Here is a 19,493-nt window from a genome sequence, read left to right on the forward strand (position 1 = left end):
CATGAACAGCACGCTTATCCAGACAGACCGTTTCACCTTGAGTGAAACCGAGCGCTCGGCCATCGAGCACGAGTTGCATCACTACGAAGACCCGCGCGCGGCGTCGATCGAAGCCCTGAAGATCGTCCAGAAGGAACGTGGCTGGGTGCCGGATGGCGCCCTGTACGCCATCGGCGAGATCCTCGGCATCCCGGCCAGCGACGTAGAAGGCGTGGCGACGTTCTATAGCCAGATCTTCCGCCAGCCGGTTGGCCGTCACATCATTCGCGTCTGCGACAGCATGGTCTGCTACATCGGCGGCCACGAGTCGGTAGTCAGCGAAATCCAGAGCAAGCTCGGCATCGGCCTGGGTCAGACCACCACCGATGGTCGTTTCACCCTGCTGCCGGTCTGCTGCCTCGGCAACTGCGACAAGGCGCCGGCGTTGATGATCGACGACGACACTTTCGGGGATGTGCAGCCTGCAGGCGTTGCCAAATTGCTCGAGGGCTACGTATGACCCTGACTTCCTTCGGTCCAGCCAACCGCATCAAGCGTTCGGCCGAGACTCACCCGCTCACCTGGCGTCTGCGTGACGACGGCGAAGCCGTCTGGCTCGACGAATACCAGGCCAAGAACGGTTACGCCGCTGCGCGCAAGGCCTTCGCCGACATGGCCCAGGACGACATCGTCCAGACCGTGAAAGACTCCGGCCTCAAAGGTCGCGGCGGTGCAGGCTTCCCCACGGGCGTGAAGTGGGGCCTGATGCCAAAAGACGAATCCATCAACATCCGCTACCTGCTGTGCAACGCGGATGAAATGGAGCCCAACACCTGGAAAGACCGCATGCTGATGGAGCAACTGCCCCATCTGCTGATCGAAGGCATGCTGATCAGTGCCCGCGCACTGAAAACCTACCGTGGCTACATCTTCCTGCGTGGCGAATACACCACCGCCGCCAAGCACTTGAACCGTGCCGTGGAAGAAGCCAAGGCAGCGGGGCTTTTGGGTAAGAACATCCTGGGCAGCGGCTTTGATTTCGAGCTGTTTGTCCACACCGGTGCCGGGCGTTACATCTGCGGTGAAGAAACCGCGTTGATCAACTCCCTCGAAGGCCGCCGCGCCAACCCGCGCTCCAAGCCACCCTTCCCTGCCGCCGTTGGCGTGTGGGGCAAACCGACCTGCGTGAACAACGTCGAGACCCTGTGCAACGTTCCGGCGATCATTGCCGACGGCGTGGAGTGGTACAAATCGTTGGCCCGCGAAGGCAGCGAAGACATGGGCACCAAGCTCATGGGCTTCTCCGGCAAGGTCAAGAACCCGGGCCTGTGGGAACTGCCATTCGGTGTTACCGGTCGCGAGCTGTTCGAAGACTACGCCGGCGGCATGCGCGACGGCTTCAAGCTCAAGGCCTGGCAGCCAGGCGGCGCCGGTACCGGTTTCCTGTTGCCGGAACACCTGGACGCACAAATGTACGCCGGCGGCATCGCCAAGGTGGGCACCCGTATGGGTACGGGCCTGGCCATGGCGGTGGACGACAGCGTCAACATGGTGTCCCTGCTGCGCAACATGGAGCAGTTCTTCGCCCGCGAATCCTGTGGTTTCTGCACCCCGTGCCGCGATGGCTTGCCATGGAGCGTCAAGCTCCTGATGGCCATCGAGAACGGTGAAGGCCAGCCAGGTGACATCGAGACCCTGCTGGGTCTGGTCGGCTTCCTCGGCCCAGGCAAGACCTTCTGTGCTCACGCACCGGGCGCCGTGGAGCCATTGGGCAGCGCAATCAAATACTTCCGCCATGAGTTCGAAGCCGGTATCGCGCCTGTCAGCGCCGCCGTCCCGCCTCTGGCACGGCCGATCGTAGTCGGCGCGTAAACGCTTAAAAAAGGCGAAGGGTCCGTGCCCTTCGCTTTTCGTGCGATGACGCCTTTACCGGCTGTGTTGATTCGCGCGGATAACAAGATTCCATTAGCCACGCCCGCTGACACCGGGCCAACGAAGAACTTTGAACCATGGCCACTATCCACGTAGACGGCAAAGCGCTCGAAGTCGATGGGGCAGACAACCTGTTACAGGCATGTCTGTCTCTGGGCCTCGATATTCCGTATTTCTGCTGGCACCCTGCCCTTGGCAGCGTTGGCGCTTGCCGCCAGTGCGCGGTCAAGCAGTACACCGACGAGAACGACACCCGTGGTCGTATCGTCATGTCCTGCATGACCCCTGCCACCGACAACACCTGGATCTCCATCGAAGATGAAGAATCCAAGGCCTTTCGCGCCAGTGTTGTCGAATGGCTGATGACCAACCACCCTCACGACTGCCCGGTCTGTGAAGAAGGCGGTCACTGCCACCTGCAAGACATGACGGTAATGACCGGCCACAACGAGCGCCGTTACCGCTTCACCAAGCGTACACACCAGAACCAGCAACTGGGCCCGTTCATTTCCCACGAGATGAACCGCTGCATCGCTTGCTACCGCTGCGTGCGCTTCTATAAAGACTACGCCGGCGGCACCGACCTCGGCGTATTCGGCGCCCACGACAACGTGTACTTCGGTCGCGTTGAAGACGGCACCCTGGAAAGCGAATTCTCCGGCAACCTCACCGAGGTCTGCCCGACCGGTGTGTTCACCGACAAGACTCACTCCGAACGCTACAACCGTAAATGGGACATGCAGTTCTCACCGAGCATCTGCCATGGCTGCTCCAGCGGTTGCAACATTTCCCCGGGCGAGCGCTACGGTGAACTGCGTCGTATCGAAAACCGTTTCAACGGTTCGGTAAACCAGTACTTCCTGTGCGACCGTGGCCGTTTCGGCTACGGCTACGTCAACCGCGAAGACCGCCCGCGTCAGCCACTGCTGGCGGGTGGCACCAAGCTGAGCCTCGACGAAGCGCTGGATAAAGCTGCCGACCTGCTGCGCGGTCGCAACATCGTTGGTATTGGTTCGCCCCGCGCCAGCCTCGAAAGCAACTACGCCTTGCGCGAACTGGTCGGCGCCGAGCACTTCTACTCCGGTATCGAAGCCGCCGAGCTGGAACGTATCCGTCTGGTTCTGCAAGTGCTGAAAGACAGCCCGCTGCCAGTGCCGAATATGCGCGACATCGAAGACCACGACGCCGTGTTCGTCCTCGGTGAAGACCTGACCCAGACCGCTGCCCGCATGGCCCTGTCCCTGCGCCAATCGGTCAAGGGCAAGGCCGAAGACATGGCCGACGCCATGCGCGTCCAGCCTTGGCTCGACGCCGCGGTGAAGAACATCGGCCAGCACGCGCTGAACCCGCTGTTCATCGCCAGCCTGGCTGAAACCAAGCTCGACGACATCGCTGAAGAGTGCGTACACGCCGCTCCAGACGACCTGGCCCGCATCGGTTTCGCCGTGGCTCACGCCCTCGACGCCAGCGCGCCAGCCGTTGAAGGCCTGGACGCTGAAGCCCTCGAACTGGCCAAGCGCATCGCCGACGCCCTGCTCGCGGCCAAGCGCCCACTGATCATCGCCGGTACTTCCCTGGGCTCCAAAGCCTTGATCGAAGCCGCCGCGAACATCGCCAAAGCCCTGAAGCTGCGCGAGAAGAACGGTTCCATCAGCCTGATCGTGCCAGAGGCCAACAGCCTCGGCCTGGCCATGCTCGGTGGCGAATCGGTCGACGCCGCGCTGCAAGCAGTAATCGACGGCCGTGCCGACGCCATCGTCGTGCTGGAAAACGATCTGTACACCCGTACCGACAAGGCCCGTGTCGATGCTGCCCTGAGCGCTACCAAAGTGCTGATCGTCGCAGACCATCAGAAGACCGCTACCAGCGATCGCGCGCAATTGGTCCTGCCAGCCGCCAGCTTCGCTGAAGGCGACGGCACCCTGGTCAGCCAGGAAGGCCGCGCCCAGCGCTTCTTCCAGGTCTTCGATCCGAAGTACATGGACGCGAGCATCCTGGTTCACGAAGGCTGGCGCTGGCTGCATGCCCTGCGCGCGACCCTGCTGAACCAGCCGATCGACTGGACCCAACTGGACCACGTCACCGCCGCCGTTGCATCCAGCACCTCGATCCTCAATCGCATCGTCGATGCAGCACCGTCCGCCGCGTTCCGCATCAAGGGCATGAAACTGGCCCGTGAACCGCTGCGTTACTCCGGTCGTACCGCCATGCGCGCCGACATCAGCGTGCACGAACCGCGTACCCCGCAGGACAAGGACACCGCGTTCGCCTTCTCCATGGAAGGTTACTCGGGTTCCGCCGAGCCGCGTCAGCAAGTGCCATTCGCCTGGTCTCCGGGCTGGAACTCGCCGCAGGCCTGGAACAAGTTCCAGGACGAAGTCGGTGGTCACATCCGTGCTGGCGACCCGGGCACCCGCCTGATCGAAAGCAACGGTGACTCGCTGAACTGGTTCACCAGTGTTCCGCGGGCGTTCAACCCGGCGCCAGGTACCTGGCAGGTCGTGCCGTTCTTCCACCTGTTCGGCAGCGAAGAGAACTCTTCGAAAGCCGCGCCGGTACAGGAACGCATCCCGGCTGCTTATGTTGCCCTGGCCAAGTCCGAAGCCGACCGCCTGGGTGTCAACGACGGTGCCTTGCTGAGCTTGAACGTAGCCGGCCAGACCCTTCGTCTGCCGCTGCGCATCAACGAAGAGCTGGGCGCCGGTCTGGTGGCATTGCCTGCGGGCATCGCCGGCATTCCGCCAGCGATCGCAGGCTTTTCCGTTGACGGTCTGCAGGAGGCAGCTCAATGACCTGGTTCACTCCTGAGGTGATCGACATCATCCTCGCGGTCCTCAAGGCCGTGGTGATCCTGCTCGCCGTGGTGGTCTGCGGCGCCCTGCTCAGTTGGGTCGAGCGTCGTCTGCTCGCCCTCTGGCAGGACCGTTACGGTCCGAACCGCGTCGGTCCGTTCGGCGCGTTCCAGATCGCCGCCGACATGATCAAGATGTTCTTCAAGGAAGACTGGACGCCTCCGTTCGCCGACAAGATGATCTTCACCCTGGCACCGGTAGTCGCCATGAGCGCCCTGCTGATTGCCTTCGCGATCATCCCGATCACCCCGACCTGGGGCGTGGCGGACCTGAACATCGGCATCCTGTTCTTCTTCGCCATGGCCGGCCTGTCGGTCTATGCGGTGCTGTTCGCCGGCTGGTCGAGCAACAACAAGTTCGCCCTGCTGGGTAGCTTGCGCGCTTCGGCGCAAACCGTGTCGTACGAAGTGTTCATGGGCCTGTCGCTGATGGGCATCGTGATCCAGGTTGGCTCGTTCAACATGCGCGACATCGTCGACTACCAGGCGCAGAACCTGTGGTTCATCATTCCGCAGATCTTCGGTTTCCTGACCTTCTTCATCGCTGGCGTGGCCGTGACTCACCGTCACCCGTTCGACCAGCCGGAAGCGGAACAGGAACTGGCCGACGGTTACCACATTGAATACGCCGGCATGAAGTGGGGCATGTTCTTCGTCGGCGAGTACATCGGCATCGTGTTGATTTCGGCGCTGCTGGTGACCTTGTTCTTCGGTGGCTGGCACGGTCCGTTCGGCATCCTGCCGCAGATCCCGTTCATCTGGTTCGCACTGAAAACCGCGTTCTTCATCATGATCTTCATCCTGCTGCGCGCTTCGATTCCGCGCCCACGGTATGACCAAGTGATGGATTTCAGCTGGAAGTTCTGCTTGCCGCTGACCCTCGTCAACATGCTGGTGACCGCTGCGATCGTGTTGCTCAACACGCCCGCCGTCGCGGCTCAGTGAGGATAGAGAATCATGAAGTACATATTTGACATCGTGCATGGCTTCTACACCCAGCTTCGCAGCCTGGTGATGATCTTCGGCCACGCCTTCCGCAAGCGCGACACGCTGCAGTACCCGGAAGAACCGGTCTACCTGCCGCCGCGCTACCGTGGACGTATCGTCCTGACCCGTGACCCCGACGGCGAAGAGCGTTGTGTAGCCTGCAACCTGTGCGCCGTGGCGTGCCCGGTCGGTTGCATCTCGCTGCAGAAAGCTGAAACCGAAGACGGTCGCTGGTACCCGGACTTCTTCCGCATCAACTTCTCGCGCTGCATTTTCTGCGGCCTCTGCGAGGAAGCCTGCCCGACCACCGCGATCCAGCTCACGCCGGATTTCGAAATGGCCGAGTTCAAACGTCAGGACCTGGTTTACGAGAAAGAAGATCTGCTGATCTCCGGCCCCGGCAAAAACCCTGATTACAACTTCTATCGTGTTGCAGGTATGGCGATTGCCGGTAAGCCAAAAGGCTCCGCGCAGAATGAAGCCGAACCGATCAACGTGAAGAGCTTGCTGCCTTAAGGAAGAAAGATGGAATTCGCTTTCTATTTCGCATCGGGTATCGCTGTGGTGTCCACGCTTCGCGTGATCACCAACACCAACCCTGTGCACGCCCTGCTCTACCTGATCATTTCGCTGATCGCCGTGGCCATGACGTTCTTCGCCCTCGGCGCACCGTTTGCCGGTGTCCTGGAAGTGATTGCCTACGCTGGCGCCATCATGGTGCTGTTCGTGTTCGTGGTGATGATGCTGAACCTGGGCCCGGCCTCGGTCCAGCAGGAGCGCGTCTGGCTCAAGCCCGGCATCTGGCTCGGCCCGGTCGTCCTCGGCGCCCTGCTGCTGGTTGAACTGCTGTATGTGCTGTTCGCCCACCAGAGCGGCCAGGCCGTCGGCCACACCACCGTAGACGCCAAGGCCGTGGGCATCAGCCTGTTCGGCCCTTACCTGCTGGTGGTCGAACTCGCCTCGATGCTGCTGCTCGCCGCAGCCGTCACGGCGTTCCATTTGGGCCGTAACGAAGCCAAGGAGCAATGACGATGCCTGCTATCCCCATGGAGCATGGTCTGGCGGTCGCCGGCATCCTGTTCTGCCTCGGTCTGGTCGGCCTGATGGTCCGCCGCAACATCCTCTTCGTGCTGATGAGCCTGGAGGTCATGATGAATGCCTCCGCCCTGGCGTTCATCGTTGCCGGTAGCCGCTGGGCTCAACCGGATGGACAGATCATGTTCATCCTGGTGATCAGCCTGGCAGCCGCCGAGGCCAGTATTGGCCTGGCGATCCTGCTGCAACTGTATCGCCGCTTCCACACGCTCGATATCGACGCTGCCAGTGAGATGCGCGGATGAATCTTCTCTATCTGACTTTCGTATTCCCTCTCATAGGTTTCCTGCTGCTGTCGTTCTCCCGTGGACGCATCTCGGAAAACCTCGCCGCGCTGATTGGCGTCGGCTCCATCGGTCTGTCGGCGATCGTCACCGCCTACGTGATCTGGCAATTCAACGTCGCCCCGCCACAAGGCGGTCACTACACCCAGGTGTTGTGGCAGTGGATGGCGGTGGAAGGCCTCACGCCGAACTTCGCCCTGTACCTGGACGGCCTGTCGCTGACCATGCTCGGTGTGGTCGTCGGCGTCGGTTTCCTGATCCACCTGTTCGCGTCCTGGTACATGCGCGGTGAAGCCGGTTACTCGCGCTTCTTCGCCTACACCAACCTGTTCATCGCCAGCATGCTGTTCCTGGTGCTGGGCGATAACCTGTTGTTCCTGTACTTCGGCTGGGAAGGCGTGGGCCTGTGCTCGTACCTGTTGATCGGTTTCTACTACAGCAACCGCAACAACGGTAACGCGGCACTCAAGGCCTTCATCGTCACCCGTATCGGCGACGTGTTCATGGCCATCGGCCTGTTCATCCTGTTTGCCCAGCTGGGCACGCTGAATGTCCAGGAACTGCTGGTGCTGGCACCGCAGAAATTCCAGGCCGGCGACTTCTGGATGGTCATGGCCACCCTGATGCTGCTGGGCGGCGCCGTCGGTAAATCCGCACAACTGCCGCTGCAAACCTGGCTGGCGGACGCGATGGCCGGTCCTACCCCGGTTTCGGCACTGATCCACGCCGCAACCATGGTGACCGCCGGTGTCTACCTGATCGCCCGTACCCACGGCCTGTTCACCCTGGCGCCGGAAATCCTGCACCTGGTGGGCCTGGTTGGCGGCGTGACCCTGGTTCTGGCCGGTTTCGCGGCTCTGGTCCAGACCGACATCAAGCGTATCCTCGCCTACTCGACCATGAGCCAGATCGGCTACATGTTCCTGGCCCTGGGCGTCGGTGCCTGGGATGGCGCGATCTTCCACCTGATGACCCACGCCTTCTTCAAGGCCCTGCTGTTCCTTGCCTCCGGTGCGGTGATCGTTGCCTGCCACCACGAGCAGAACATCTTCAAGATGGGCGGCCTGTGGAAGAAACTGCCTCTGGCCTACGCCAGCTTCATCGTCGGCGGCGCGGCCCTGGCGGCCTTGCCACTGGTGACCGCGGGCTTCTACTCCAAGGACGAAATCCTCTGGGAAGCGTTCGCCAGCGGCAACCAGGGTCTGCTCTACGCAGGTCTGGTCGGCGCGTTCATGACTTCGCTATACACCTTCCGCCTGATCTTCATCGCGTTCCACGGTGAAGCGAAGACCGAAGCCCACGCCGGTCACGGTATCGCCCACTGGCTGCCACTGTCGGTGCTGATCGTATTGTCCACCGCCATCGGCGCGATGATCGTTCCGCCGCTGCACGGTGTGCTGCCGCAAAGCGTCGGCCATGCCGGAGGCGAAGCCAAGCACAGCCTGGAAATCGCCTCGGGCGCCATCGCCCTGTCCGGTATCCTGCTGGCCGCGCTGCTGTTCCTCGGCAAGCGTCGCTTCGTCACCGCCGTCGCCAACAGCGGCATCGGCCGATTCCTCTCGGCCTGGTGGTTCGCTGCCTGGGGCTTCGACTGGATCTACGACAAACTGTTCGTCAAGCCATACCTGGCGATCAGCCACATCCTGCGCAAAGACCCGCTCGACCAGACCATCGGTCTGATCCCGCGCATGGCCAAAGGCGGTCACACCGCCCTGAGCCGTACCGAGACCGGTCAACTGCGTTGGTACGCCGCCTCGATGGCTGCTGGTGCCGTGCTGGTCATCGGCGCCGTCGTGCTAGTAGCGGTCTGATATGAACCTTGCGAATTTGCGAAAGGAAACGAACCCGTCATGATTCTGCCTTGGCTAATCCTGATCCCCTTCATCGGCGGCCTGCTGTGCTGGATGGGTGAGCGCTTCGGCGCCACCCTCCCCCGCTGGATTGCGCTGATCACCATGTCCCTGTTGCTCGCTCTCGGCCTCTGGCTGTGGGCCAACGGCGATTATTCCTTTGCACCAAAGCCTGGCGCCGACCCGACCTGGGCGCTTGAGTTCAAGCACGTCTGGATCCAGCGCTTCGGCATCAACGTGCACCTGGCCCTCGACGGCCTGTCGCTGTTGATGATCATGCTGACCGGTCTGCTGGGTGTGCTCTCGGTACTCTGCTCGTGGAAAGAGATCCAGCGTCACGTGGGCTTCTTCCACCTGAACCTGATGTGGATCCTGGGCGGTGTCGTTGGCGTGTTCCTCGCCCTCGACCTGTTCATGTTCTTCTTCTTCTGGGAAATGATGCTGGTGCCGATGTACTTCCTCATCGCGCTTTGGGGTCACAGTTCTTCGGACGGCAAGAAAACCCGGATCTACGCGGCGACCAAGTTCTTCATCTTCACTCAGGCTTCCGGCCTGATCATGCTGGTGGCGATCCTCGGTCTGGTCCTGGTCAACTTCAACGACACCGGCGTGATTACCTTCAACTACGCCGACCTGTTGAAGACCAAGATGTCGTTGACCACCGAGTACATCCTGATGCTCGGCTTCTTCATCGCCTTCGCGGTCAAGCTGCCAGTCGTGCCGTTCCACTCCTGGTTGCCTGACGCTCACGCCCAGGCGCCGACCGCAGGTTCCGTCGACCTCGCCGGTATCTTGCTGAAGACCGCGGCCTACGGTCTGCTGCGTTTCGCCTTGCCGCTGTTCCCGAATGCCTCGGCCGAGTTCGCGCCGATCGCCATGACCCTGGGTCTGATCGGGATCTTCTACGGTGCGTTCCTGGCGTTCGCGCAAACCGACATCAAGCGTCTGATCGCCTTCTCGTCCGTATCCCACATGGGCTTCGTCCTGATCGGCATCTACTCCGGCAGCCAACTGGCGCTGCAGGGCGCGGTAATGCAGATGCTGGCCCACGGCCTGTCGGCGGCGGCACTCTTTATCCTCAGTGGCCAACTGTACGAGCGCACCCACACCCGCGACATGCGTGAGATGGGTGGCCTGTGGTCGAAGATCGCCTACCTGCCGGCCCTCAGCCTGTTCTTCGCAGCCGCTTCCCTGGGCTTGCCGGGTACCGGTAACTTCGTGGGTGAGTTCCTGATCCTGATCGGCACCTTCCCGATCGCTCCATGGGTCACCATCATCGCCACCACCGGCCTGGTGTTCGGTTCGGTCTACTCGCTGATCATGATCCACCGTGCCTACTTCGGCCCGGCCAAATCGGACGCGGTACTGCATGGCATGGACGGTCGCGAAATGATCATGGTGGTCGGCCTGGCAGCACTGCTGATCTACATCGGCGTGTACCCGCAACCGTTCCTCGATACCTCTGCCGCGACGATGCATGGCGTGCAGCAGTGGCTCGGCACCGCCTTCACTCAACTCGCTTCGGCCCGGTAAGAGCGCTATGGAATTCACGACTCAACACTTTATCGCGCTAGCGCCGTTGTTGATCACCAGCGCCACGATCATCGTGGTGATGCTGGCGATTGCCTGGCGCCGCAACCACTCCCAGACCTTCCTGTTGTCCGTGGCGGGTCTGAACCTGGCACTGCTGTCGATCCTGCCGGCCCTGAAAGTCGCGCCCCTGGCGGTGACTCCACTGCTGCAGATCGACACCTTCGCCTGCCTGTACATGGCGCTGATCCTGGTCGCCACCCTCGCTTGTGTGACCCTTGCCCACGCCTACCTCGGCGATGGCGGTTCGGGTTACCCGGGAAACCGTGAAGAACTGTACCTGCTGATCCTGATGGCCGCCGCCGGTGGCCTGGTATTGGTCAGCGCGCAGCACCTGGCAGGCTTGTTCGTCGGCCTGGAACTGCTGTCGGTACCGGTCTACGGCCTGGTGGCCTACGCCTTCTTCAACAAGCGCTCGCTGGAAGCCGGCATCAAGTACATGGTGCTGTCGGCTGCCGGCTCCGCGTTCCTGTTGTTCGGCATGGCCCTGCTCTACGCCGACGCCGGTTCCCTGAGCTTCACCGGCATCGGCCAGGCCCTGGCGGCCACCGGCATGCCAAGCTCCCTGGCGCAACTGGGCCTGGGCATGATGCTGATCGGCCTGGCGTTCAAGCTGTCGCTGGTACCGTTCCACCTGTGGACCCCGGACGTGTACGAAGGTGCTCCGGCGCCGGTTGCAGCGTTCCTCGCCACCGCTTCGAAAGTGGCGGTGTTCGCGGTAATGGTGCGTCTGTTCCAGATCTCCCCTGCTGCAAGCAGCGGCGTGCTGAGCAACGTGCTGACCATCATCGCCATCGCGTCGATCCTGTTCGGTAACCTGCTGGCCCTGACCCAGAGCAACCTCAAGCGTCTGCTGGGTTACTCGTCCATCGCTCACTTCGGCTACCTGCTGATCGCCCTGGTGGCGAGCAAGGGCCTGGCCGTGGAAGCCATCGGCGTGTACCTGGTCACCTACGTGATCACCAGCCTCGGCGCGTTCGGCGTGATCACCCTGATGTCCTCGCCGTACAACGGCCGTGACGCCGATGCCCTGTACGAATACCGCGGCCTGTTCTGGCGCCGTCCGTACCTGACCGCAGTATTGACCGTGATGATGCTGTCCCTGGCCGGTATCCCGCTGACCGCGGGCTTCATCGGCAAGTTCTACATCATCGCCACCGGTGTGCAGTCGCAACAATGGTGGCTGGTCGGCTCCCTGGTACTGGGCAGCGCCATCGGCGTGTTCTACTACCTGCGCGTCATGGTCACCCTGTACCTGATCGAACCGAACCTGCGTCGCCACGATGCCCAGCTGCACTGGGAACAACGCGCAGGCGGCGTGATGCTGCTGGCCATCGCGGTACTGGCGTTCTTCCTCGGCCTGTATCCACAGCCATTGTTGAGCCTGGTACAGCAATCGGGTCTGGCGGGTTGATCGCTTAAGCGACACTTGGCAGAAAACAGAAACGGCACCTTCGGGTGCCGTTTTTGCGTTTGTAGGACTTATTACCGGCACGCACTCCTCCTCCAACAATTCCAGAAAGCTCACGCGGTATTACCCGCCTCGTCCTACATCCAGAACTGAGCATTTGGCTCTATCTTGAAGAACTTCCAGATTGAGAAACCAATGCGAGAGCCAACAATGAAACGTGACATCTTTTCCGAACTGGTAGAAGGCTTCGATGCCTTGGCTGCCGAGCGCCAAGGCAATGTCACGGTGCTGAGCAATAGAGTGAAACGTTCCAAATATTCCCCGGCCAATGCCGAGCAATCTCGCTTCTTTGCCGTGCGCGAAAATTCTGGCTATATTTGTCCAGAATACGGGAGAGAAGCGATGATCATCGTTCCATTGGCTGAAGCCAAAAACAATCTGTCCAAACTCGTCGATGACGCAGCAGCCGGACAGGTCATCACGATTGCCAAACATGGTCGAGCCCTTGCGCGCCTGGTTCCGATAGGAAAAGCCTGCGGACAGCGAATCGGAACCATGAAAGGCAAACTGGTACTTCCACGAGACTTTGACGCGCCCCTGCCAGACGAAATGCTCGATGCTTTTGAAGGCGCTCACGAATGAGGCTTTTGCTCGACACGCACATTTTGCTCTGGACACTCAGTGATGATCAGAGGCTCTCCGGCAAGGCCAGAAAGCTCATTGAGAACGCTGCCGATATTTATGTCAGCGCAGCGTCCTTCTGGGAGATGGCGATCAAAGTCGGACTGGGTAAGCTGAGCATTGATCTGGAGGAAATCCGGCAGTACTGCCTCGAAAGCGGGTTCATCGAATTGCCGGTAACTTCCGAGCATGCCATTGCTGTGAAAGACCTCGAGCATCACCACCGTGATCCGTTCGACCGCCTCATTGTTGCAACAGCCACGACTGAACCCATGAAGCTTCTCACTGCCAACCCGTTGGTTGCCAAATATACGGACTTAGCTGTTTTAGTCTGATCGGCCTACTCTAATTGATGCAGTGCCTGTAATACCCTCATCGCGAGTAAGCTCGCTCCCACGGGGGATCTTCTGTGGACATACAAATCGCGAACACCGCCGATCAATTGTAGGAGCAAGCTTGCTCGCGATGGCGTCGGGACAGACACAAAAACGGCACCTTCCGGTGCCGTTCGCATTTCACGACTTCAGCACTTTACTTGCGCGCCGCCTCCCACGATTTCAGCAGCTCGGCATAACTCACGGTTTCGCCCTGAGGCTTCTCGTTCGCCAGTTTCGGTTTCGGTGCACCGGGTTGATCGAACCAGTATTGCGCATCGCGCTCGGGGTTCATTTTCGGCGCGCAGGTGGCTTGTGCCTTAGAGCGTTCCAGACGGCTCATGATCGCGTCCTGATCCTTGGCGAGCCCGTCCAGGGCTTCTTGTGGTGTTTTCTCGCCGCTGGCCGCTTCGGCGATGTGACTCCACCACAACTGCGCAAGACGCGGATAGTCCGGCACGTTGGTGCCGGTCGGGGTCCATTGCACGCGGGCCGGGCTGCGGTAGAACTCCACCAGGCCGCCGAGCTTCGGTGCCAGGTCGGTCATGGCTTGCGAGTTGATGTCCGACTCGCGGATCGGGGTCAGGCCGACGATGGTTTTCTTCAGCGAGACGGTTTTCGAGGTCACGAACTGCGCGTACAGCCAGGCCGCGAGTTTCTGTTTCTCGGGCGTGGACTTCATGAACGTCCAGGAACCCACGTCCTGATACCCCAGCTTCATGCCCTCCTCCCAATACGGCCCCCGCGGCGACGGCGCCATGCGCCATTTTGGCGTGCCGTCGGCGTTCATCACCGCCAGGCCCGGCTTGGTCATGTCGGCGGTGAAGGCGGTGTACCAGAAGATCTGCTGGGCGATGTTGCCCTGGGACGGCACGGGACCTGATTCGGAGAAGGTCATGCCCGCCGCTTCCGGTGGCGCGTACTTCTTCAGCCAGTCGACGTATTTGGTGGTGGCGAACACCGCCGCCGGGCCGTTGGTGTCGCCGCCACGGGTCACGCTGGAACCGACCGGGTGGCAATCCTCGACCCGGATGCCCCACTCGTCCACCGGCAAGCCGTTGGGGATGCCCTTGTCGCCGCCACCGGCCATGGAGAACCAGGCATCGGTGAAGCGCCAGCCCAGGGACGGGTCTTTCTTGCCGTAGTCCATGTGCCCGTAGACACGCTTGCCATCGATTTCCTTGACGTCCTCGCTGAAGAATTTGGCGATGTCTTCATAGGCCGACCAGTTCACCGGAACGCCCAACTCGTAGCCGTATTTTTCCTTGAACTTGGCCTTGAGGTCTGCGCGCTCGAACCAGTCGGCGCGGAACCAGTACAGGTTGGCAAACTGCTGGTCGGGCAGTTGATAGATCTTGCCGTCCGGCGCGGTGGTGAAGGAGATGCCGATGAAATCCTTGATGTCCAGGGTCGGCGAGGTGAAGTTCTTGCCCTCGTTGGCCATCAGGTCGGTGATCGATTCGGTCTTGCCGTATCGGAAATGCGTACCGATCAGGTCCGAGTCGTTGACCCAGCCGTCATAGATGTTCTTGTCCGATTGCATCTGGGTCTGCAGCTTTTCCACCACGTCGCCTTCCTGCAGCAGGTCGTGGGTCAACTTGATCCCGGTGATTTCGGTAAAGGCCTTGGCCAGCACCTTGGACTCGTATTCGTGGGTAGCGATGGTTTCCGACACCACCTTGATGCTCATTCCGCGAAACGGCTCCGCCGCCTTGATGAACCACTTCAGCTCTTCGAGTTGCTGATCGGCCGTCAGGGTCGACGGTTTGAATTCACTGCCGATCCATTTCTTCGCAGCGTCTTCATAGGCATCGGCCCAGGCAGACGCGCTCAAACCGCTGAGTGCCAGCAGGGCTGCCAATGAAATGCTATGTCGCAGCTTATTGTTTTTGTCGAACATAGAGACCTCCTTATTGAGTTTCGGAGCAACATTGCCGAGCGATTCGACTAGCCCCAACGCATCACAGCCAACAGCCACACCAGGGACATCGCGAAGGCGACCCAGATGCTCCAGTCGGTCACGCCGATGACCAGCAAATGCAGGTAGGCGCTGCCGAGAAGACCGATGAACAATCGATCGCCACGGGTGGTGGCAATCGGTAAAAAGCCTCGCCTGAGGATGCTCGGCGAACGCAACTCCCAGGTGGTCATGCCCACCAGGATCAAGGCAATGACAGTGAAGAACGCCGCCGTGGGGACCGTCCAACTCATCCATTCCATCATCAGTTCCTCATACCCGGCCCAGGGCAAAGCCCTTGGCCACGTGGTTGCGCACAAACCAGATCACCAGCATGCCCGGCAGGATGGTCAACACCCCCGCCGCCGCCAGCACGCCCCAGTCGATACCCGACGCCGAGACCGTGCGGGTCATCACCGCTGCGATGGGCTTGGCGTTCACCGAAGTCAGGGTTCGCGCCAGCAGCAGCTCGACCCAGGAAAACATGAAGCAGAAAAACGCCGTGACGCCGATGCCGGAGCCGATCAGCGGGATGAAAATCTTCACGAAGAACTTGGGAAAACTGTAGCCGTCGATGTAGGCCGTTTCGTCGATTTCCTTGGGCACGCCCGACATGAAGCCTTCGAGAATCCACACCGCCAGCGGCACGTTGAACAGGCAGTGCGCCAGGGCCACCGCGATGTGGGTGTCGAACAGGCCGATCGATGAATACAGCTGGAAGAATGGCAACAGGAACACCGCTGGCGGCGCCATGCGGTTGGTCAGCAGCCAGAAGAACAGGTGCTTGTCGCCGAGGAAGCGGTAGCGCGAGAACGCATAGGCCGCCGGCAATGCCACGCTCAGGGAGATGATGGTGTTGAGGCTGACGTAGTACGCCGAGTTGATGTAACCGGTGTACCAGCTCGGATCGGTGAAGATCACCTTGTAGTTGGCCAGGGTGAAATCCTGTGGGAAAAGCGTCAGGCCGCCGAGGATTTCACTGTTGCTCTTGAAGGACATGTTCAGCAGCCAGTAGATCGGCACCAGCAGGAACAGGATGTAGATCAGCAGTGGAATCAGCTTTCTCATGCTCATGATTGGCCTCAGCGGTTGGCGTCAGAGTGAGTCATGGCGGTATAGAACAACCAGGACACCAACAGGATGATCAGGAAGTACACCAGCGAGAACGCGGCGGCCGGCCCCAGGTCGAACTGCCCGATCGCCATCTGCGTCAGGGTCTGGCTGAGGAAAGTCGTGGCGTTGCCCGGCCCGCCCCCGGTCAGCACGAACGGCTCGGTGTAGATCATGAAACTGTCCATGAAGCGCAGCATCACGGCGATCAACAGCACGCTCTTGAGCTTGGGCAGCTGGATATGCCGGAACACCGCCCAGGCGGACGCCCGATCAATCCGCGCCGCCTGGTAGTACACGTCCGGAATCGCCCGCAACCCGGAGAAACACAACAGCGCCACCAGCGAGGTCCAGTGCCAGACATCCATCACCAGCACGGTGACCCAGGCGTCCATGGTGTTCGCCGCATAGTTGTAGTTGATGCCCATGGCCTTGAGGCTCGCCCCCAGCAGACCGATGTCGGCCCGGCCGAAGATCTGCCAGATGGTACCGACCACGTTCCACGGGATCAGCAAGGGAATCGCCAGGATGATCAGCACCACCGACGACCAGCGCCCCTTGGTCGGCATGGTCAAGGCGATCGCGATGCCCAGGGGGATTTCGATCAGCAGCACGCAAGCCGAGTAGATGAACTGGCGCAGCAACGAGTCGTGCAGGCGTGGATCGAGCAGCACTTGCCTGTACCAGTCGGCACCGACGAAGTAGCGGCTGGACTGGTCGAAAATGTCCTGCACCGAGTAGTTGACCACGGTCATCATCGGGATCACCGCACTGAACGCCACCAACAGGAACACCGGCAGCACCAGCCACCAGGCCTTGTTGTTCTGCACCTTGTTCATGGCTGCGCCTCTTGGTTGGCACTGGCTTCGAGCAGGAAATCATCGGCGTAGACCATCAGCCACTGCGCCGGAAAACTGATGTACGCCGTGCCTTCGGGCACCGGTTTGTCTTCGGCCAGGCGCACTTTGAGCGGCGCGCCGTCGAGGTTCAGGGTCATGATCTTGTAGGTGCCGAGGTCTTCGACGTGTACGACTTGTGCCCGTAGCGCGTCATCAAAAGGCTCGTCCCAGACATGAATGAACTCAGGGCGAATGCCGACCTTCAGGGTTTTCCAGGTTGCTTCGGCGATGCGCTTCTGCATGGCTTCGGACAGTGGCAAATGGGTCGAAGCGAAACCGACACCACCGGGTTGCGGCTGCACCTCGATCAGGTTCATCCCCGGACTGCCGATGAAATAACCGACAAAGGTGTGGCTCGGCCGTTCGAACAATTCCCGCGGAGTGCCGAACTGCACGATCTGCCCGCCGTACATCACCGCGATCTTGTCGGCGAAGGTCGAGGCCTCCAATTGATCGTGGGTGACGTAGACCATGGTGATGTTGAACTGCTCGTGGATCTGCTTGAGCTTGCGACGCAGCTTCCACTTCAGGTGCGGGTCGATCACCGTCAGCGGCTCGTCGAAAAGGATCGCCGAGACGTCATCGCGCACCAGCCCGCGACCCATGGAGACTTTCTGTTTTTCGTCGGCGGTGAGGTTGCTGGCTTTTTTGCTCAGCAGACTTTGCAGGTCGAGGACTTCGGCAATTTCCTGCACCTTGGTGTGGATCTTCGCCTCGGCCATGCCCTGGTTACGCAATGGGAAGGCCAGGTTGTCGAACACCGTCATGGTGTCGTAGACCACCGGAAACTGGAAAACCTGGGCGATGTTGCGTTTTTCCGGGGTCAGGTTGTTGACCGCCTTGCCATCGAACAGCACATGGCCCTGGGACGGGCTGAGCAGGCCGGAAATGATGTTGAGCAGGGTCGACTTGCCGCAGCCCGACGGGCCGAGCAACGCGTAGGCGCCGCCCTGCTCCCAGATGTGATCCATCTGGCGGATCGCGTAATCCTCGGGACCGCTCGGCGTGCTGGTGTAGCTGTGGGCGAGGTTCTGCAAACGGATTTCGGCCATCAGGCAACCCTCGCGACGCGCCGGCCAGGCGCCTGGACCAGCCGCCCCTGCGCATCGAACACAAACAGTTTATGGGTCGGGATGTAGATGCGGATCGGCGCATCGACGTCGTACTCGTGAACGCCGGGCAGGTGCAGCACCAGCAGGAAATGCTCGTTGCGCACGTGCAGGAAGGTTTCCGAGCCGCTGATTTCCGCAACTTCAACGGTCACCGCCAGTTCCAGGTCATCGTCGTTGCTTGGCACCAGCGAGATATGGCTGGGGCGCACGCCAAAACGAAATTCACCCTCGCCCACCGGGCGCAAATCGACGTTGAGCGGGAAGTGCACGAAATTGGCGAAGCTCACTTCGTTGCCGGCAATGCGCCCCGGCATCAGGTTGATTGGCGGCTCGGAGAACAACTCGGCCGCCAGCACGGTCTGCGGCTGATGGTAGACCTCGGAGGACTGGCCACTCTGGATCACCCGGCCCTCATGCAGAATGGTGGTGGTACCGCCCAGGGCCAGGGCTTCGTTGGGCTCGGTGGTGGCGTAGATGGCGATGGTGTGGCGCGCCTTGAACAGCTCGCGCATTTCCTGGCGCAGTTCCTCGCGCAATTTGTAGTCGAGGTTGACCAGCGGCTCATCGAACAGGATCAGTTCAGCATCCTTGACCAGCGCCCGGGCCATGGCCGTGCGTTGCTGCTGGCCACCGGACAGTTCCAGCGGATAACGCTGCAGGAATTTCTCGATGCGCAGCATTTTCGCGGTTTCCAGCACCTTGCTCTGGATCTGATCATTGGACACACCAGCCTGGCGCAGCGGCGAGGCGATGTTCTCGAAGACGGTCATGGTCGGGTAATTGATGAACTGCTGATACACCATCGACACGTTGCGCAGGCGCACCGGGCGCTGGGTGACATCGACGCCATTCATCAGGATGCGCCCGCTGTCGGGCTTGTCCAGCCCGGCCATCAGGCGCATGAGGCTGGTCTTGCCCGACAGCGTGCGCCCGAGCAGAACATTGAAGGATCCGGGTTCGAAACGCAGGCACGCATCGTCGATCCAGATCTGGCCCTCGACGGTGCGGCTGACATGTTCCAGGGTTAACGACATGGCTCGGCCTTTTTTATTTTTGGAGTCAAGCGACCTGGGTGACAGAGCGACTTTCGTGCCAAAAATCTCAGGCCATTGATCCAGCTGGAATTTTTATAAAAACGTGATGAACCAACGTTCGTAGCTGAACAGAAATGAACAACCTGAAATGAACAATTGAACAGTTCACCGATTGACAATGAACAATAGTGAACAACAATCTATGGACTGTTCACGACCCCCGTAGGAGCCCGGCTTGCCGGCGAAGGCGTCATCGAAATCGCCTTCGCCGGCAAGCCGGGCTCCTACAGGTATGTGGCGTGTGCGAAAAAATCATAAGAACAATAAAAGCTTGCCCAGAGATCGAC

General features: G+C 60.7%; 18 protein-coding genes. 12 read left to right on the forward strand and 6 right to left on the reverse strand.

The window, feature by feature from the left end; translation table 11 throughout:
- Nucleotide 1 precedes the first annotated feature (1 nt).
- The 12 genes from nuoE to ACYP2Q_RS26695 all read left to right on the forward strand — a co-directional run bounded on the left by nuoE (nt 2) and on the right by ACYP2Q_RS26695 (nt 12,995).
- Nucleotides 2-499 carry an NADH-quinone oxidoreductase subunit NuoE gene (nuoE, locus tag ACYP2Q_RS26640; protein WP_008053447.1) on the forward strand — a complete coding sequence of 166 codons (498 nt, stop codon included), beginning with the start codon at nt 2-4 and terminating at the stop codon, nt 497-499.
- The gene (gene nuoF, locus ACYP2Q_RS26645; RefSeq protein WP_459733203.1) at nt 496-1,851 is read left to right on the forward strand and encodes an NADH-quinone oxidoreductase subunit NuoF; all 1,356 of its coding nucleotides are present in this window, start codon (nt 496-498) and stop codon (nt 1,849-1,851) included. Before nuoE ends, nuoF begins: the two co-directional genes overlap by 4 nt.
- A gap of 137 nt (nt 1,852-1,988) precedes the next feature.
- The gene (gene nuoG / locus ACYP2Q_RS26650) at nt 1,989-4,703 is read left to right on the forward strand and encodes an NADH-quinone oxidoreductase subunit NuoG (RefSeq protein WP_459733204.1); all 2,715 of its coding nucleotides are present in this window, start codon (nt 1,989-1,991) and stop codon (nt 4,701-4,703) included.
- Nucleotides 4,700-5,707: an NADH-quinone oxidoreductase subunit NuoH gene (gene nuoH, locus ACYP2Q_RS26655; protein WP_274074755.1), complete on the forward strand. Its 1,008-nt coding sequence runs from the start codon at nt 4,700-4,702 to the stop codon at nt 5,705-5,707. The genes nuoG and nuoH overlap by 4 nt, the downstream gene beginning before the upstream one ends.
- A 12-nt stretch (nt 5,708-5,719) precedes the next feature.
- Nucleotides 5,720-6,265 carry an NADH-quinone oxidoreductase subunit NuoI gene (nuoI, locus tag ACYP2Q_RS26660; protein ID WP_007970449.1) on the forward strand — a complete coding sequence of 182 codons (546 nt, stop codon included), beginning with the start codon at nt 5,720-5,722 and terminating at the stop codon, nt 6,263-6,265.
- 9 nt (nt 6,266-6,274) lie between these two features.
- Nucleotides 6,275-6,778 carry an NADH-quinone oxidoreductase subunit J gene (nuoJ, locus tag ACYP2Q_RS26665; RefSeq protein WP_274074754.1) on the forward strand — a complete coding sequence of 168 codons (504 nt, stop codon included), beginning with the start codon at nt 6,275-6,277 and terminating at the stop codon, nt 6,776-6,778.
- A gap of 2 nt (nt 6,779-6,780) precedes the next feature.
- Nucleotides 6,781-7,089 (forward strand): NADH-quinone oxidoreductase subunit NuoK, encoded by a 309-nt coding sequence (gene nuoK, locus ACYP2Q_RS26670; RefSeq protein WP_007946416.1) that lies wholly within the window; start codon nt 6,781-6,783, stop codon nt 7,087-7,089.
- Nucleotides 7,086-8,939 (forward strand): NADH-quinone oxidoreductase subunit L, encoded by a 1,854-nt coding sequence (gene nuoL, locus ACYP2Q_RS26675; protein WP_459733205.1) that lies wholly within the window; start codon nt 7,086-7,088, stop codon nt 8,937-8,939. The genes nuoK and nuoL overlap by 4 nt, the downstream gene beginning before the upstream one ends.
- A 39-nt stretch (nt 8,940-8,978) precedes the next feature.
- Nucleotides 8,979-10,511, forward strand: a complete 1,533-nt coding sequence (gene nuoM, locus ACYP2Q_RS26680; protein ID WP_459733206.1) for an NADH-quinone oxidoreductase subunit M — start codon at nt 8,979-8,981, stop codon at nt 10,509-10,511.
- Nucleotides 10,512-10,518: 7 nt separating this feature from the next.
- Nucleotides 10,519-11,982 carry an NADH-quinone oxidoreductase subunit NuoN gene (gene nuoN, locus ACYP2Q_RS26685; RefSeq protein WP_046817157.1) on the forward strand — a complete coding sequence of 488 codons (1,464 nt, stop codon included), beginning with the start codon at nt 10,519-10,521 and terminating at the stop codon, nt 11,980-11,982.
- 207 nt (nt 11,983-12,189) lie between these two features.
- On the forward strand, nt 12,190-12,621 hold the full coding sequence (locus ACYP2Q_RS26690; protein WP_459733207.1) for a type II toxin-antitoxin system Phd/YefM family antitoxin: 432 nt from the start codon (nt 12,190-12,192) through the stop codon (nt 12,619-12,621).
- Nucleotides 12,618-12,995: a type II toxin-antitoxin system VapC family toxin gene (locus tag ACYP2Q_RS26695; protein WP_459733208.1), complete on the forward strand. Its 378-nt coding sequence runs from the start codon at nt 12,618-12,620 to the stop codon at nt 12,993-12,995. Before ACYP2Q_RS26690 ends, ACYP2Q_RS26695 begins: the two co-directional genes overlap by 4 nt.
- 196 nt (nt 12,996-13,191) lie before the next feature.
- Here ACYP2Q_RS26695 and ACYP2Q_RS26700 read toward each other — a convergent pair whose 3' ends face one another.
- Genes ACYP2Q_RS26700 through ACYP2Q_RS26725 form a run of 6 tightly spaced genes read right to left on the reverse strand, consistent with a single transcriptional unit; the run spans nt 13,192 to nt 19,146 of the window.
- On the reverse strand, nt 13,192-14,934 hold the full coding sequence (locus ACYP2Q_RS26700) for an ABC transporter substrate-binding protein (RefSeq protein ID WP_459733209.1): 1,743 nt from the start codon (nt 14,932-14,934) through the stop codon (nt 13,192-13,194).
- Between the two features lie 47 nt (nt 14,935-14,981).
- A complete protein-coding gene (locus tag ACYP2Q_RS26705; RefSeq protein ID WP_274074749.1) occupies nt 14,982-15,254 on the reverse strand; it encodes a DUF2160 domain-containing protein in 273 nt (90 codons plus the stop codon).
- A gap of 10 nt (nt 15,255-15,264) precedes the next feature.
- Nucleotides 15,265-16,065: a carbohydrate ABC transporter permease gene (locus tag ACYP2Q_RS26710; RefSeq protein WP_459733210.1), complete on the reverse strand. Its 801-nt coding sequence runs from the start codon at nt 16,063-16,065 to the stop codon at nt 15,265-15,267.
- Between the two features lie 8 nt (nt 16,066-16,073).
- Nucleotides 16,074-16,940 carry a carbohydrate ABC transporter permease gene (locus ACYP2Q_RS26715; protein ID WP_053161460.1) on the reverse strand — a complete coding sequence of 289 codons (867 nt, stop codon included), beginning with the start codon at nt 16,938-16,940 and terminating at the stop codon, nt 16,074-16,076.
- Nucleotides 16,937-18,052, reverse strand: a complete 1,116-nt coding sequence (locus ACYP2Q_RS26720; protein ID WP_459733211.1) for an ABC transporter ATP-binding protein — start codon at nt 18,050-18,052, stop codon at nt 16,937-16,939. The genes ACYP2Q_RS26715 and ACYP2Q_RS26720 overlap by 4 nt, the downstream gene beginning before the upstream one ends.
- Entirely contained in the window at nt 18,052-19,146 is a 1,095-nt protein-coding gene (locus tag ACYP2Q_RS26725) for an ABC transporter ATP-binding protein (RefSeq protein ID WP_459733212.1), read from the reverse strand. The genes ACYP2Q_RS26720 and ACYP2Q_RS26725 overlap by 1 nt, the downstream gene beginning before the upstream one ends.
- Nucleotides 19,147-19,493 lie beyond the last annotated feature (347 nt).

The organism is Pseudomonas sp. MHK4, from assembly GCF_054600775.1.

Bases quoted from the DNA above. Each gene is read 5' to 3' on its own strand.
- nuoE (WP_008053447.1), top strand. From the start codon at position 2: ATGAACAGCACGCTTATCCAGACAGACCGTTTCACCTTGAGTGAAACC.
- nuoF (WP_459733203.1), top strand. From the start codon at position 496: ATGACCCTGACTTCCTTCGGTCCAGCCAACCGCATCAAGCGTTCGGCC.
- nuoG (WP_459733204.1), top strand. From the start codon at position 1,989: ATGGCCACTATCCACGTAGACGGCAAAGCGCTCGAAGTCGATGGGGCA.
- nuoH (WP_274074755.1), top strand. From the start codon at position 4,700: ATGACCTGGTTCACTCCTGAGGTGATCGACATCATCCTCGCGGTCCTC.
- nuoI (WP_007970449.1), top strand. From the start codon at position 5,720: ATGAAGTACATATTTGACATCGTGCATGGCTTCTACACCCAGCTTCGC.
- nuoJ (WP_274074754.1), top strand. From the start codon at position 6,275: ATGGAATTCGCTTTCTATTTCGCATCGGGTATCGCTGTGGTGTCCACG.
- nuoK (WP_007946416.1), top strand. From the start codon at position 6,781: ATGCCTGCTATCCCCATGGAGCATGGTCTGGCGGTCGCCGGCATCCTG.
- nuoL (WP_459733205.1), top strand. From the start codon at position 7,086: ATGAATCTTCTCTATCTGACTTTCGTATTCCCTCTCATAGGTTTCCTG.
- nuoM (WP_459733206.1), top strand. From the start codon at position 8,979: ATGATTCTGCCTTGGCTAATCCTGATCCCCTTCATCGGCGGCCTGCTG.
- nuoN (WP_046817157.1), top strand. From the start codon at position 10,519: ATGGAATTCACGACTCAACACTTTATCGCGCTAGCGCCGTTGTTGATC.
- ACYP2Q_RS26690 (WP_459733207.1), top strand. From the start codon at position 12,190: ATGAAACGTGACATCTTTTCCGAACTGGTAGAAGGCTTCGATGCCTTG.
- ACYP2Q_RS26695 (WP_459733208.1), top strand. From the start codon at position 12,618: ATGAGGCTTTTGCTCGACACGCACATTTTGCTCTGGACACTCAGTGAT.
- ACYP2Q_RS26700 (WP_459733209.1), bottom strand. From the start codon at position 14,934: ATGTTCGACAAAAACAATAAGCTGCGACATAGCATTTCATTGGCAGCC.
- ACYP2Q_RS26705 (WP_274074749.1), bottom strand. From the start codon at position 15,254: ATGGAATGGATGAGTTGGACGGTCCCCACGGCGGCGTTCTTCACTGTC.
- ACYP2Q_RS26710 (WP_459733210.1), bottom strand. From the start codon at position 16,065: ATGAGCATGAGAAAGCTGATTCCACTGCTGATCTACATCCTGTTCCTG.
- ACYP2Q_RS26715 (WP_053161460.1), bottom strand. From the start codon at position 16,940: ATGAACAAGGTGCAGAACAACAAGGCCTGGTGGCTGGTGCTGCCGGTG.
- ACYP2Q_RS26720 (WP_459733211.1), bottom strand. From the start codon at position 18,052: ATGGCCGAAATCCGTTTGCAGAACCTCGCCCACAGCTACACCAGCACG.
- ACYP2Q_RS26725 (WP_459733212.1), bottom strand. From the start codon at position 19,146: ATGTCGTTAACCCTGGAACATGTCAGCCGCACCGTCGAGGGCCAGATC.